Annotated in this window: 13 protein-coding genes; 8 read left to right on the forward strand and 5 right to left on the reverse strand. The window is 67.0% G+C overall.

Annotation, left to right across the window (positions count from 1 at the left end; all coding sequences use genetic code 11):
• Positions 1–5 precede the first annotated feature (5 nt).
• The gene (locus WKC72_RS05310) at positions 6–1,625 is read left to right on the forward strand and encodes a glycosyltransferase family 87 protein (protein WP_128640657.1); all 1,620 of its coding nucleotides are present in this window, start codon (positions 6–8) and stop codon (positions 1,623–1,625) included.
• On the opposite strand, the gene WKC72_RS05315 is transcribed toward WKC72_RS05310, so the two are convergent.
• A complete protein-coding gene (locus tag WKC72_RS05315; RefSeq protein WP_268788815.1) occupies positions 1,622–1,909 on the reverse strand; it encodes a CD225/dispanin family protein in 288 nt (95 codons plus the stop codon). The two genes, WKC72_RS05310 and WKC72_RS05315, sit on opposite strands and share 4 nt — an antisense overlap.
• A gap of 112 nt (positions 1,910–2,021) precedes the next feature.
• Positions 2,022–4,316 carry a LuxR C-terminal-related transcriptional regulator gene (locus WKC72_RS05320; protein WP_112302439.1) on the reverse strand — a complete coding sequence of 765 codons (2,295 nt, stop codon included), beginning with the start codon at positions 4,314–4,316 and terminating at the stop codon, positions 2,022–2,024.
• Between the two features lie 219 nt (positions 4,317–4,535).
• Between WKC72_RS05320 and WKC72_RS05325 the strand changes: the two genes are divergently transcribed.
• A complete protein-coding gene (locus WKC72_RS05325) occupies positions 4,536–6,182 on the forward strand; it encodes an NAD(P)/FAD-dependent oxidoreductase (RefSeq protein ID WP_112302438.1) in 1,647 nt (548 codons plus the stop codon).
• Between the two features lie 30 nt (positions 6,183–6,212).
• The gene (locus tag WKC72_RS05330; RefSeq protein WP_370181952.1) at positions 6,213–7,157 is read left to right on the forward strand and encodes an alpha/beta hydrolase; all 945 of its coding nucleotides are present in this window, start codon (positions 6,213–6,215) and stop codon (positions 7,155–7,157) included.
• A 25-nt stretch (positions 7,158–7,182) separates the two neighbouring features.
• Here WKC72_RS05330 and WKC72_RS05335 read toward each other — a convergent pair whose 3' ends face one another.
• The 3 genes from WKC72_RS05335 to WKC72_RS05345 form a co-directional block, all read right to left on the reverse strand.
• Positions 7,183–7,767: a GNAT family N-acetyltransferase gene (locus tag WKC72_RS05335; protein WP_112302436.1), complete on the reverse strand. Its 585-nt coding sequence runs from the start codon at positions 7,765–7,767 to the stop codon at positions 7,183–7,185.
• Positions 7,764–9,125 carry a glycosyltransferase family 87 protein gene (locus WKC72_RS05340; protein ID WP_370181953.1) on the reverse strand — a complete coding sequence of 454 codons (1,362 nt, stop codon included), beginning with the start codon at positions 9,123–9,125 and terminating at the stop codon, positions 7,764–7,766. Before WKC72_RS05340 ends, WKC72_RS05335 begins: the two co-directional genes overlap by 4 nt.
• 61 nt (positions 9,126–9,186) lie before the next feature.
• Positions 9,187–9,408, reverse strand: coding sequence for a DUF2945 domain-containing protein (locus WKC72_RS05345; protein ID WP_370184262.1), 222 nt, complete (start codon positions 9,406–9,408; stop codon positions 9,187–9,189).
• A 161-nt stretch (positions 9,409–9,569) separates the two neighbouring features.
• On the opposite strand from WKC72_RS05345, the gene rpsF reads away from it, so the two are divergent.
• The 5 genes from rpsF (at position 9,570) to dnaB (ending at position 14,414) form a co-directional block, all read left to right on the forward strand.
• Positions 9,570–9,857, forward strand: coding sequence for a 30S ribosomal protein S6 (gene rpsF / locus WKC72_RS05350; protein ID WP_005249677.1), 288 nt, complete (start codon positions 9,570–9,572; stop codon positions 9,855–9,857).
• Positions 9,858–9,922: 65 nt separating this feature from the next.
• Entirely contained in the window at positions 9,923–10,444 is a 522-nt protein-coding gene (locus WKC72_RS05355) for a single-stranded DNA-binding protein (RefSeq protein WP_005249678.1), read from the forward strand.
• A gap of 38 nt (positions 10,445–10,482) precedes the next feature.
• On the forward strand, positions 10,483–10,725 hold the full coding sequence (gene rpsR / locus WKC72_RS05360) for a 30S ribosomal protein S18 (RefSeq protein ID WP_005249686.1): 243 nt from the start codon (positions 10,483–10,485) through the stop codon (positions 10,723–10,725).
• Positions 10,726–10,742: 17 nt separating this feature from the next.
• On the forward strand, positions 10,743–11,198 hold the full coding sequence (gene rplI / locus WKC72_RS05365) for a 50S ribosomal protein L9 (RefSeq protein ID WP_268788821.1): 456 nt from the start codon (positions 10,743–10,745) through the stop codon (positions 11,196–11,198).
• A gap of 573 nt (positions 11,199–11,771) precedes the next feature.
• Positions 11,772–14,414, forward strand: a complete 2,643-nt coding sequence (dnaB, locus tag WKC72_RS05370; RefSeq protein ID WP_370181954.1) for a replicative DNA helicase — start codon at positions 11,772–11,774, stop codon at positions 14,412–14,414.
• Positions 14,415–14,430 lie beyond the last annotated feature (16 nt).

Here is a 14,430-nt window from a genome sequence, read left to right on the forward strand (position 1 = left end):
GCGGAGTGGCCGACAACCCTGACGCGCACGCCGTCCGAGACGCGGGCGAGACGGGATTCGTCTCGCCCGCGCCTCTGGCGAAGGATCGGCGTTCCGCGGACTGGCGGGACCTTCCGGGGCGCACCGACCCGCTGACCGCCGACCTCTCCGGGGTGATCGGCGGTCCGGTCGGTCGGCACGCCGTCGTCGGGCGCAGCCGGTTCTTCACGCCGATGCGCGCCATTCTGTTGCTGGCGATCGTGTTTCTCGCGCTCGGCTGGTTCGCGAAGGCGCCGTGCATCCAGCAGGCGCCGGTCGGCGAGAACGGCGCGCTCGGGCTCGACTGGAGTGGCAGCCGGCAGTACGTCGCCATGTGCTACTCGGACACAGTGCCCCTGTACGGGGCGGAACGGTTGAACGAGGGCGCGTTCCCCTACAAGAAGTGGTGGGAGGAGGACGCCGGCAACGGCCGGCTCCAGCGCCGCTACATGGAGTACCCGGTGATCTCCGGGCTCTACCAGTACGGCGCGATGACGATCGCGAAGTCCTGGGACGCGGTGCACTGGCTGCCCGGTGCGCTGCAGGTCGCGATCTATTTCAACGTCGTCGCGCTCGGTCTGGCGCTGGCGTGGCTGGTCACCGTCTGGGCGAGTGCGCTTCTGGCCGGACGCCGCGTCTGGGACGCAGCACTGATCGCCGGGTCCCCGCTGGTGATCGTCCACGCGTTCACGAATTTCGATCCCCTCGCAACGGCTTTCGCTGCGGGTGGGCTGCTGGCGTGGTCGCGGAAACGGCCGGTGCTCGCTGGAATCCTGCTCGGCCTCGGTGGTGCCGCCAAGCTGTATCCGCTGCTGCTCCTCGGACCTCTGCTGGTGCTGTGCCTGCGCACGGGCAGGGTTCGTGAGTGGTCGGTGACGGCGCTGACCGGTATCGGCGCGTGGCTGGCGGTCAATCTGCCGATCGCCCTGCTGTTCCCACGGGGCTGGGCCGAATTCTTCCGGCTCAACTCCGAACGCGGCGCCGACCCGGACTCCGTCTACAACGTCATCTCGTCGTTCACCGGCTGGACCGGATTCGACGGCATCCTGTCGGCCGGTGAGGCACCCACCGTGCTCAACGCGGTGTCGTTCCTGCTGTTCGCCCTCGTGTGCGTCGGGATCGGGTACATCGCGCTGACGGCGCCGAGACGCCCGCGGCTGACCCAACTGTGTTTCCTGCTGGTCGCGGGTTTCCTCCTCACCAACAAGGTGTGGAGCCCGCAGTATTCGCTGTGGCTGGTGCCTCTGGCCGTGCTCGCGTTCCCGCACCGGCGGATCCTGCTGGCCTGGATGACGATCGACGCGCTGGTGTGGGTGCCGCGGATGTTCTACTACCTCGGCGTGTCCAACAAGGGGCTCCCCGAGCAGTGGTTCACCGGCGCGGTGGTGGTCCGCGACGTCGCGGTCGTGGTCATCTGCGCGCTGATCATCCGCCAGATCTACCGGCCCGGCGAGGACCTGGTGCGGTACGGCTTCATCGACGATCCGGCGGGCGGCGTGCTCGATCAGGCGCCCGATGCGCAGCCGCGGTGGCTGCCCGCCTGGCTACGGCCGCGGCCGCCGGTAGAAGCGGCTCCCGCTCACAGCGTTTCGCCGTCGACCGGTTAGTTCTTCGACAGCACCAGCGTCGCCCCGACCGCGAACACCGCGATCGACAGGCCGAGGGCGATGGCGCGGATCGACCACTGGCGGGCGTCGGCGGCGGCGCGCACCGAAAGGTCGTACTCGCCCCGCTCCCACAGTCGGTGGACGGTGAGCGAGCGCAGCAGCGCGACGATGCCGAACGGCAGGAACGCGATAATCGCAAGAATGGCGAGCGGCAGACTGCTCGCGGGCGGCGGTGCCAGCGGCCCGCAGTAGTCCGCCGAGGTGTCCTGCTGCTGCGACGTCATGCGTTGCCTCCCCGCTGGTGGAGCCCACGACCGTGGGCGACGAGGTGGAGTATAGACCGTCGAGATTCCCGACTGTGCAGTGCGTTTCGCGCGGCCGGCGGTTACGGTCCGGCTATCGGCCGGTCTCCACGACGGGTGGATGCGCCCGGGCTGCGACCCACGCCGCCACCTGGGTGCGGGAGCTGACGGCCAGCTTGTCGAAGATGTGCTCGACGTGTCCGTCGACGGTGCGCCGCGAGATCACCAACGCCTCGGCTATCTGCCGATTGCTGAGTCCCTGGGCGAGCAGGTCGGCGATCTCCTGTTCCCGTTTGGTGAGCGGCGACGCCTCGGCGCGGGGTGGTGCCCGGTGCTCGGTGGGGGTTCCCAGTGCGAGGTCGACGGCCTCCTCGATGGTGAGCCGGACCGCGGGCGCTGCGAGCTGGGCGAACTCGTCGGCTCCGACCATGCGGGCGGCGTCGCGCTCGGACGACAGGGAGTCGTCGGTGATGTGCGGGCCGAACGCCGCGACGGACGTGCCGAGCCGATGCCACACGCCCTTCGCGGCGCCGCACAGTCTCGCCGCCGCGTTGGCGTCTCCGCTCGACGTGGCCACCCACGACAGCACCTCGATCGACAGGGCCGTGCAGATCTTGTCCTTGAAGTCACGCTGGATCCGCAGCGCCTGCTGGGCGGCGTCGACGGCGTCGTCGCCCCGGCCCAGATGGAAGTACGCGACGCTCGAAACCCACAGGGCGTAGGCCTTGTTCCATTTCTCGCCGTGCACGTCCGCCACCGCGATCACGTCGCGGCACGTCTCGAGGGCGTCGTCGAGTCGGCCGTCGTAGGTCTGCGCCATCCCCATCTCGAACGACGCGGTCAGCACCGAGGCCGTGTCGCCGACAGCGCGGTGGACGGCGATGGCATCACGGAACAGCCGGATGGCGTCGTCGGGGTGGCCGGAGAACACGGCGTGGATCGCCGCCCAGTGATCGGCGTGCGCCCGCAGACGTTCGTCACCGAGCGCGGTCGCGATCGTCGTGCACTCGTCGAGGTGTTCGCGTGCGGCGTCGCGGTCGCCCTGGATCAGCGCGGTCCAGGCGGTCACCCACAGCACGTCGCCCCGCTCCCGGGTGGGTTCGGTAAGCCGCAGCAGTATCCGCTCGAGCCGGATCCGTCCGTCGGACAGGTTGCCGCCTGCGATCCAGTGGTATCGCAAGGCGACGGCCAGTTCCGCGGCCGCGGCCCGCTGTGAGTCGTCGTGCAACGCCCAGTCCAGGGCGGCAACGAGGTTGGGGTGGTCGATCCGCAGTCCCGCGAGGATCTCGGATTGTCCTGGCCCGCACCAGTCGAGCGACGACCGGCGGGCGCGCTCCGAATAGTGTTCGAGATGTCGACGGTACAGCTCGTCGTGCTCCCCGCTGCGCTCGAGGAGCTCGTGCCCGTACTCACGCACCGTCATCAGCTGCGAGTAGCGGAGTCGCTCGGTCGAACGGTCCACGGTGACAAGACATTTTCCGACCAGCCGATCGAGGACGTCGACGACCGGCGAGTCCGACAGCGCACCGAATCCACTGATCGCCTCCGCGGCTTCGAGATCGAAGCTTCCGGGGAACACGGCGAGCCGGGACCACAGCAGCCGCTCGGTGTCCGAGCACAGTTCGTAACTCCAGTCGATGAGGGCGCGCAGCGTCTGCTGGCGGGGCATCGCCGCCCGGTCGCCGCCGGTGAGGAGTGCGAAACGCTGGTCGAGGCGTTCGACGAGCTGAGACGCGGACAGCGACCGCAGCCGGGCCGCGGCCAGTTCGATGGCGAGCGGGATCCCGTCGAGCTGATTGCACAACTGGGCGACGGCGGGGGCGTTCGCGTCGGTGAGCCGGAAGTCGGCGACGACGCCCTGCGCACGCTCCACGAGCAACGACACCGATTCGAACGGGGCGATGTCCGCGGCGCGGCAGTCCTCGATGTCACCCGGAGTGCTCAGCGGCGGGAGGAGGTACGTGAATTCGCCTGCGATCCCGAGCGGTTCGCGACTCGTGGTGAGGATCCGGACCTCCGGCGCGGAGGCGAGGACGGTGCTCACGAATTCGCTTGCGGCGGACAGTAGGTGCTCGCAGTTGTCGAGGACGATCAGCAGGTGCCGGGACTGCAGGTGGTCGATCACCTTGTCCATCACGGCGCGGCTCGACTGGTCGGTGACGCCGAGGGCGGCCGCGGCCGCGGAGGGCAGAGCGTCGGGATCGCGGACGGGCGCGAGGTCGATCCACCGGACGGAGTCGCGGAAGGCGCGCGCGGAGCGGACCGCGAGTTCCTCGGCCAGCCGCGTCTTGCCGACGCCGCCGGCACCGAGCAGCGACACGAGCCGGGACTGTTGCAGTCGTGCGCGGGCTTCCTCGATCTCGCGGCGGCGGCCGACGAAGCTGGTCATCGACCTCGTGAGTTCTCTCGAGCGAGTCAGTGGATCTCTCCCGTTCCGGTTGGCCAGGTGGCACGAACCTACCCCCACTGGTTGTGACGGACAACACAGGTAACCGAGGGGGTGATTTACCCGGTGTGGGGGTGATGTGACGTGGGTCATTGTCATTGGCATACCCCGGTTGCCCGCTCGACTCCAGCCGGAACCCATCGTCCCGAGGAGCTCAACGCCATGTCAAAGACCATTTCTTCCGCCGACGTCGATGTCGTCGTCGTGGGTGCCGGATTCGCCGGCCTCTACGCGCTGCGCAAGTTGCGCGACACGATGAAGCTGTCGACGCGGGTGTTCGAGGCCGGCTCGGACGTGGGCGGCACCTGGTTCTGGAATCGCTATCCGGGAGCCCGCTGCGACATCGAGAGCGTCCACTATTCGTACTCGTTCGACGAGGACCTGCAGCAGGAATGGCGGTGGAGTGAGAGGTTCGCCGGACAGCCGGAGATCCTGCGCTACCTCGAACATGTCGCCGACCGCTTCGACCTGCGTAAGGACATCACGTTCGACACCCGGGTGGTCGGCGTGCACTGGGACGACGAGGACTCGGTGTGGGTGGTCCGCACCGACGACGGCGCCGTCGTGCGCAGCCGGTACTTCATCTCGGGGGCAGGCAACCTGTCCGTGCCGAAGACGCCGGAGTTCGGCGGAATCGACAACTTCCGCGGGGAGGTGCTGCTCACCGGCAACTGGCCGCGTGAGGGCGCCGACTTCACCGGCAAGAGGGTGGCCGTGATCGGGACCGGGGCCAGCGGCATCCAGGCCATCCCGTTCATCGCCGAGGACGCCGCCGAACTGGTGGTCTTCCAGCGCACCCCCAACTTCGCGACCCCCCTCGGCAACGGCCCGATCGACCCGAACGAAGTGGCGGACATCAAGAGTAACTACGCGGACGTGCGGACCGCGGCCCGCAACCACTTCCTCGGCGTGCCGTTCACTCAGGTGCAGCCGTCCGCGCTCGCCGTCGACGCCGAGGAGCGCCGCCGCACGTTCGACGAGCGCTGGAACGCCGGCGGGTTCCGGTTGTTCATCGACTCCTACCAGGACATCCTGTTCGACAAGGCGGCCAACGACACGATCGCCGACTACATCCGCGACCGGATCCACGAGCGCGTGCAGGACCCTGAGAAGGCCGCGACGCTGGCGCCGACGGGCTACGCGTACGGCACCAAGCGTCCCCCGCTCGAGACCAACTACTACGAGGCGTTCAACCGCGACTCGGTGAGCGTCGTCGACGTGAAGACCACGCCGATCGACGAGATCACGCCGAGCGGAGTCCGGGTAGGCGACCGCGTCTACGAGGTCGACACCATCGTGCTCGCAACCGGATTCGACGCGATGACCGGTCCGCTCATGGCCATGGACATCCGCGGTCGGGGTGGGCTGCCGTTGGCCGAGAAGTGGGAGCACGGACCCAAGACCTACCTCGGCATCATGGTCAACGAGTTCCCGAACCTGTTTCTCATCACCGGACCGCAGTCGCCGTCGGTGCTCTACAACATGCCCCTCGCCATCGAGGACCACGTCGACTTCGCGACCGACGCGATCGACTACCTGGACGGCCGCGACCTCGACGTCATCGAGCCCACCGCGCAGGCCGAAAGCGATTGGGGTGCTTTGACCAACGACATCGCCAATCAGACCCTGCTGCCGGAGACGAACTCGTGGTACATGGGCGCGAACATTCCCGGCAAGCCCCGCGCCTGCATGGTCTACCTCGGCGGAGCGCCCACCTACCGGGCGACGTGCGACGAGGTGGTGGCCGGCGGCTACTCCGGTTTCGCGCTCACCCGGGCAGATGCCCGCGTGGCCTCCACCGTGTCCTGACCCCCGAACCCCGCGATAAAGGAGACCGACATGGCACTCGACGCACACGCAGCAGAACTGATCGCCGGACTACAGGCGCAGGGGCTGAAGGCTTTCGAACACAGCACCGTGGAGGAGGTGCGGGCGGTCGTGGCGACGTTCACCGGACTGCAGGCGCCGCCCGAACCCGTCGCCCGGGTGGAAGAAGCGCACTACGAGAGCGGCGGAGCACAGATCGCGCTGCGGGTCTACGTGCCGGAGGGCCGGGCGCCGCACCCCGTGGTCCTGTACTTCCACGGCGGCGGGTTCGTCGCCGGTGACCTCGACGTCATCGACGAACCCGCGCGGGCGGTCGCGAACGGCGCCGGCGCGATCGTCGTCGCCGCGACCTACCGCCGCGCACCGGAACACCGGTTCCCGGCCGCCGCCGACGACGCGTCCGCCGCCCTGCAGTGGGTGGCCGACAACGTCGGAAGCTACGGCGGTGACCCTGGCAACGTCGTCGTCATGGGCGACAGCGCCGGCGGCAACCTGGCCACCGTCACCGCGCTGCGCGCCCGGGACGAGGGCGGACCGCGCCTGCGGGGGCAGGTGCTGATCTACCCGGTGATCGACCCGAACGCCGACTTCCCGTCCCGGCAGGAGTTCGCCGAGGGGTACGTGATCGGCGCCGGGGACCTCGACTGGTTCTGGGGCAACTACCTGTCCTCCCCCGAGGACGCGGAACACCCGCACGCGGTACCGAGCCGCGCGGCCTCACTCGAGGGGCTGCCGCCGGCCCTCGTGCTCACCACCGAGAACGAGGTGGCCCGCGACGAGGCGGAGGCGTACGCCGAGTCGCTGCGGCAGGCCGGGGTCGACACCGAGGCGATCCGCTTCGACGGTCTGATCCACGGCGCGTTCTGGATGTCCGGGGCGGTTCCGCGCAGCGCCGAAATGCGCTCGGCGGTCATCGAGTTCGTGAAGAGAGTGACGGCCACCGCACCCGTCGCGTGACGTGACGTGACGTGACCCGACCGTGTCAGCCCTCGACTCGCGCCTCGAGTCGAGGGCAGATGCGCGGCCACTCCTCGTCGATCATCGAGAACAGAGCGGTGTTGCGCCAGGTCCCGTCGCGGCGACGTCGGTGCTTGCGCAGGATTCCCTCGAACTCGGCCCCCAGCTTCGCGATGGCGCCGCGGGAGTGGGCGTTCCGTTCGTCGGTGTGCCATTCGACGCGGACCGCGCCGAGGTCTTCGAACGCCCGCCGCAGCAACAGCAGTTTCGCCTCCGGATTGATGAGCGTGCCCTGCGCGGAACGGGACAACCAGGTGTGCCCGATCGCGAGGCTGCGGTTCTTCGGATCGATCAGATACAGCGACGTCGAGCCGACGATCCTCTCGGTGGTGACGTCGATCTGCGCGTACGCGAGGCGGGCCGGATCCTCGTCGGCGCTGCGGACGAACGCCACCGCGTCGTCGCGGTCGGCGATCGCGGCGGACGTCCAATGGAAGATGTGGGGGTCGTCGACGGCGTCCACCAGGCCGTCGACGTGGTCCTCGCCCAGCGGTTCGAGTCGTACGTGCCGCCCGGTCAGCGTGGGGTGCGCGAACCAGGATTCGCTCATCGCACCGGCTCGGGAGACTTCGACACCGGCCGCCTGCCGGACTCGGGACCGGTGCGCCCGCGGACGGGCGGATGCCGTTGGGCGGCGCGCAGGAACACGAAGAACAGCACCACCAGCAGACCCGCGCGGCCCCACACCCCGAACTTCACCAGAACCTCGAACGTCGACGCGTCCGTCTGGGCGGCGAGCGCACCGAAGTATTTGAAGACGCCGATCCCCATCGACAGGTCGGCCACGAGGTACGCGGCGACGAGCCCCCACGGGACGCGCAGCAGGACGAAGAACGGGATGAGCCACAACGTGTACTGCGGGGAATGCACCTTGTGCAGCAGCAGGAATCCGCAGAGCATGGCGGCGCTGACGGCGATCCACGGGTAGGCGCCGTCGCGTTGGAACCGCGACCAGCCGAGCCGCAGGGCGATCGCGAACGCGGCGCACACGAGGAGCGGGGACAGCAGGCTCACCGTCTGGTCGTACGCGGGGAGTGGGACGTCGTCGGCGACCGGCCCGAACAGCGGTCGCAGGCCCCAGTACCAGATGGAGTTGGTGGTGAGATCGGCCTGACGGTTCTCCTGGAACGTGAACGACGCCCGCCATCCGCTGTAGGAGATGAGGGCGAACGGCAGGTTCACCGCCACGACGGTGGTGATCGCGGCCACCGCGACCATCACCGCGCCGCGCACGTCGTAGCGCCGCCCCGCGGTGCCGTTCTGCGTGAGGACGTAGGCGATCAGCGGCAAGACGAACGCACCCGGATACACCTTCAGGCAGAAGCCGACGGCGAGGAGCACCGCAGCGAGGACGGCCCGGGCGCGGAGGGGGATGCGTTCGAGCGTCATGACGAAGATCGCGGCCACCGACGTCGCGACCACCGGCAGTTCCCAGTTGTGGAAGGCGTACAGCACAAGCGGCGGAGTGGCCGACCACAGCAGCGCCCACCAGCCGGCCAGGCGTCCCAGCATCCACGCGGTGAGCAGTCCGAACGGGGCGAGGATCAGCGCCGAGTGCAGCAGGAAGTCGGCGTCGGTGTGTGAACCGATACCGCCGAGCCACATCAGCACACCGCTCAGCACCGGGTACTCCACGGTGCCGCCGGTGAGGATGCCGTCGGCGTTGATCCCCCCGGTGACGTACGGGAAGACGTGCAGGTTGACGTCGCGTCCGAGCCAAAGGAACTGGATGTCGGAGTAGCAGACCTGCGTGTCCTTGATGCGGTCGAAGATCAGGCTTCGCCCGGCGCCGTCGAACGGAGCCCCGGCGCACCGCGCCTTCTGGAGGTAGCCGGCGAGCATGGAGAGACCCGCCAACCCGACGACGAGCGCCGTGATCGGCGACCGCTGCCGAGCTCCGATATGCATGAATCCACATTAGGGTGCGCGGGCCTCCGCGTGCGAAGCGGAAACGCCGCGGGTGCGGAGGTCAGTCGCTCGCCCGGCGCAGGGCGTCGGGTTTGTGCACGGCATCCCGCCCGCTCTTGTCGCTGACGACGCGGTACTGCGGGTTGTCCTCGGAGGCCCGCACCGTACGGCCCGCCGCCTCGGTGTCCTCGGTGATCTTCTCCTCGACCGTCCCCGACGTGGTGGTGCCGTGGGTCTTCCACTCCACCTCGTCGCCCTGTCGGAATTTCTTCTCTTCTGCCATCGTGTCGGCGTACCCCGCGGTTCCCGGGATCACACCGGCTGTCCTGATTTCGCTGGTCAGGGGCTCGTCGTGTAACCTGCAAAGGTTGCTGACGCAACGACCCTCCTGCCACGGACAGTCCGTGGCCGTTTTCACTAGTCCATAGGAGGTGATGAGGTCTTATGCGTCATTACGAATTGATGGTCATCCTTGACCCCAGCCTGGACGAGCGCACTGTTGCTCCTTCGCTGGATACGTTCCTCAATGTTGTTCGCCAGGACGGCGGCAAGATCGACAAGGTCGATGTCTGGGGTAAGCGTCGTCTCGCCTACGAGATCCTGAAGCACAGCGAAGGCATCTACGCGGTGATCGACATCAGCGCTACTCCCGCCACCGTCGCAGAGCTCGACCGTCAGCTCGGTCTGAACGAGTCGGTGCTGCGTACGAAGGTTCTGCGCCACAACAAGTGATTTCTGTCGGTCACCAGCCCTAGGCTCGTGCCCAACCGAACTCCACATTCTGCAGGAGGAACCATATGGCAGGCGACACCGTCATCACCGTCATCGGAAACTTGACGGCTGATCCGGAGCTCCGATTCACCCCCGCGGGTGCCGCGGTCGCGAACTTCACTGTCGCGTCCACGCCCCGCACCTTCGACCGTCAGACCAATGAATGGAAAGACGGCGAAGCGCTGTTTCTGCGTTGCAACATCTGGCGCGAGGCAGCCGAGAACGTCGCGGAGAGCTTGACCCGTGGCTCGCGAGTGATCGTGAGCGGCCGGCTCAAGCAGCGCTCCTACGAAACTCGTGAAGGTGAAAAGCGCACTGTCGTCGAGCTCGAGGTCGACGAGATCGGCCCCTCGCTGAGGTACGCCACGGCCAAGGTCAACAAGGCCAACCGTGGTGGCGGCAGCGGCGGTGGCTTCGGTTCCTCCGGCGGATCGGGCGGCGGACGTCCGCAATCCAACACCGGCGGAGATGATCCGTGGGGCAGTGCGCCGCAGGCGTCCGGCTCCTTCGGAGGCTCTGGTGGCGGGAGCGACGAACCCCCGTTCTGATCCGTACCTGATCGGAACATCCAGAAAAGAGCAAACTAATGCCGAAGCCGCCCTTGCGCGACAAGGTAATGAAGAAGAAGATCTGCATCTTCTGCAAAGAGAAGAACACGCAGATCAACTACAAGGACACGACGCTTCTGCGTAAGTACGTCAGCGACCGCGGCAAGATCCGCGCGCGCCGTGTCACCGGCAACTGCGTCCAGCACCAGCGCGACGTTGCCATTGCCGTCAAGAACTCACGTGAGGTGGCGTTGCTGCCTTACGCCACCGTGGCTCGCTAAGGAAAGGGAGGAAAGACATGAAGCTCATCCTCACCGCTGACGTGGACAACCTCGGTGCGCCTGGCGACACCGTCGAGGTCAAGGACGGCTACGGCCGCAACTACCTGCTGCCCCGCGGCCTGGCCATCGTCGCCACCCGTGGCGCCGAGAAGCAGGTCGAGGGCATCCGTCGTGCGCAGGAAGCCCGCGCCGTGCGTGGACTCGACCACGCCAAGGAGCTCAAGGACGCCATCGAGGGTCTCGAGAGCGTCTCGCTGTCGGTCAAGACCGCCGGTGACTCGGGCAAGCTCTTCGGTTCGGTTACCGCCGCCGACGTCGCCGCTGCCATCAAGGCCGCCGGTGGACCCGTCGTCGACAAGCGCAGCCTGGAGCTGCCGAAGGCTCACATCAAGGCGACCGGCAAGCACGCCATCGTCGTGAACCTGCACCCCGACGTGGTTGCGAAGTTCCACCTGAACGTCGTCGGCGCCTAGTCGACTCGTTTACTCACAGGCCCCCCGGACGCCTCGGCGTGTGGGGGGTCTGTGCTTGTCGATTCCGGCCCGCAGCCGCCCTCTCGAGCCCGTTTTCAGCGGTCTGAAGCACGCAGAAGAGCGGCTTCCAGCTGTGTCTGGAAGTTAGCCGCCCCGCCGACGATCTGTGAGGTGAATCATATTGCCACGCAGGGGCGACCAACTCAACACGCCCGAGTCGTCAACGCGAAAGACACGCCGAACGGGTTTTCATCCACAGTGGTGAGAAACCAAAAAACGGCTCTGATCTGGGTCTTTGGGATTGTGATATGCACTTATCCTCAGGTTATCCCCATGGGGTTAACAAACGTACCCAGCAGTTTCCACAATTCGTCCCCAACTGTGTACACAGGCTGGTTTGAACACCGGGTAGCTAATCCCTAACGTCGTCCCGGCGTGTCTCGCGATCACGACGCCGGCTGCCGCGAACAGCCTGCGAAGGTTGTCGGTAGGGGCGAGTACAAAGAGTTCGGGGCACCAACACCGGGAAGCATTTTCCGGGGTGGCGCAACAGTGATGGGGAAGGTCGGTCGAGTGGCTGTAGTAGACGATCGGGGCCGTTCCGAATACCCGGGTCCGCCGGACGCGGAGCCCGGCGAAGAGTTCGGCCGGCAGCCACCTCAGGACATGGCGGCGGAGCAGTCGGTCCTCGGCGGCATGCTCCTCAGCAAGGACGCCATCGCGGACGTGCTCGAGGTGCTCCGTCCCGGCGACTTCTACCGTCCCGCGCATCAGTCGGTGTACGACGTGATCCTGGACCTCTACAGCCGCGGTGAGCCCGCCGACCCGGTGACGGTGTCTGCGGAGCTGGATCGTCGCGGCGAGCTCCGACGCATCGGCGGAGCGCCGTATCTGGTGACGCTCACCCAGACCGTGCCCACCGCCGCCAACGCCGGCTACTACGCCGAGATCGTGGCGGAGAAAGCCATCCTCCGTCGCCTCGTCGACGCCGGCACCCGCATCGTCCAGTACGGCTACACCGGCGCCGACGGTCAGGACGTCGCCGAGGTCGTCGACCGCGCGCAGGCCGAGATCTTCGAGGTCACCGAACGCCGCACCACCGAAGACTTCGTCCCCCTCGAAGAGCTCCTGCAGCCCACGATGGACGAGATCGACTCCATCGCCAGCCGCGGCGGCATCTCCCTCGGTGTGCCCACCGGCTTCGTCGAACTCGACGAGATCACCAATGGCCTCCACCCGGGCCAGATGATCATCGTCGCGGCCCGACCCGGTGTGGGCAAGGCGCTCGCCCTCGACACTCCCCTCGCCACGCCCACCGGCTGGACCACTATGGGTGACGTCCAGGTCGGCGATCACCTCATCGACGCCGACGGCAAGCCCACCCGCGTCGTCGCCGCCACCGACGTCATGGTCGGCAGGCCCTGCTACGAGGTGGAATTCTCGGACGGCACCGTCCTCGTCGCCGACGAGCAGCATCAGTGGTTGACGGAGACGCGGGCATCTCGGCGGTCGGCGCAGCAGGCCGCCACCGGCTACAACCGATACAAGAACCAGGGCACGTTCGCTGAGGTGCGTACGACAGCCGAAATCGCCGCCACACTTCGCTGCGCTACCGCGGATTCGCACGTGAATCATTCGGTCACCAATGCGAAACCGCTCGAGTTGCCTGCACAGGACCTGCTCGTGCCTCCGTACACGCTCGGAGCGTGGCTCGGTGACGGCACTTCGGCGGCTGCTCATATCACGTGCGCCGACCCCGAGATCATCATGCTGATCGAGGCGGAAGGTTTGGTTGCGGTTCCGTCGACGACTGCGAAATTGCGATACAGCTTGCAGTTGGCGCCTGAAGCTCCGATCGCTCCCCGCGGCTGCGTGGTGTGCGGCGAATCCTTCGTGCCGTTCACGAGCCAGGTGCGTACCTGTGGGCAGTCTTGCGGTGGCAAGGCGCGTTTCATGTCGGATCCAGTGCCGGCTCCAACCTGTGAACATTGCGGCGGGCCTTCGATCGGCATGAGGCTCTGCCAGAAGTGCCGAAACGAGGTGGGCACTCTCCAGGCGCGACTGCGGACCCTCGGGGTGTTGGGTAACAAGCACATTCCCATCCAGTACCTGCGTGGATCTGAGCTGCAGCGCCGCTGGGTGCTCGCCGGTTTGCTGGACACGGACGGCACTGTGACGGCTGGTGGCTCCGTGCAGTTCTCCGTTACGAGTGAGCGTTTGGTGCGCGACGCGCAGGAGCTGATCGTCAGCCTCGGCTACCGCTGCCAGATGAGCACCAAGAAGGTGCACGGTCGTACGGAGGCGTCGTCGACTGCCTACACCCTTACGTTCGCAACCGATGACGAGGTTTTCGGACTTCCGCGGAAGGCTCTGCTCCACAAGGAACGTCGCGCGAGCAGCGCTACCGTTCGTTCAGGTTCTCGTTTCATCACCGACGTACGCAAGGTCGAGAGTGTCCCCGTGCGGTGCGTCGAAGTCGACAACGCCGACCATTTGTACCTCGCGGGCCGTTCTATGGTGCCGACCCACAACTCCACCCTCGGCATGGACTTCCTGCGCTCCTGCTCCGTGAAGCACGGTATGGCCAGCGTCATGTTCTCGCTCGAGATGAGCAAGACCGAGATCGTCATGCGTCTGCTGTCGGCGGAGGCGAAGATCAAGCTCGGCGACATGCGCTCCGGCAAGATGACCGACGACGATTGGACGAAGCTCGCTCGCCGTATGAGCGAAATCAGTGAGGCGCCGCTGTTCATCGACGACTCCCCCAACCTCACGATGATGGAGATCCGCGCAAAAGCACGGCGGCTCAAGCAGAAACACGACATCAAGCTCATCGTGATCGACTACCTGCAGCTGATGAGCTCCGGTAAGAAGGTCGAGTCACGTCAGCAGGAAGTCTCCGAGTTCTCACGTAGCCTCAAGCTTTTGGCGAAGGAACTCGAGGTTCCCGTGGTCGCGATCTGCCAGCTGAACCGTGGTCCCGAGCAGCGGCAGGACAAGCGCCCCCAGGTCGCCGACCTTCGCGAGTCGGGATCGCTGGAGCAGGACGCCGACATGGTGATCCTTCTCTATCGCCCCGACGCGACCGAACGCGACGACCCCCGCGGCGGCGAGGCCGACCTCATCCTCGGCAAGCACCGTAACGGTCCGACCGCGACAATCACTGTGGCGCACCAGCTTCACCTGTCCAAGTTCGTCGACATGGCGCGGGGCTAGTTGCTGCTGCGGCCGG

Origin of the sequence: Rhodococcus wratislaviensis, from assembly GCF_041228765.1 — a bacterium.
GTDB classification, from domain to species: Bacteria; Actinomycetota; Actinomycetes; order Mycobacteriales; family Mycobacteriaceae; genus Rhodococcus_F; species Rhodococcus_F wratislaviensis.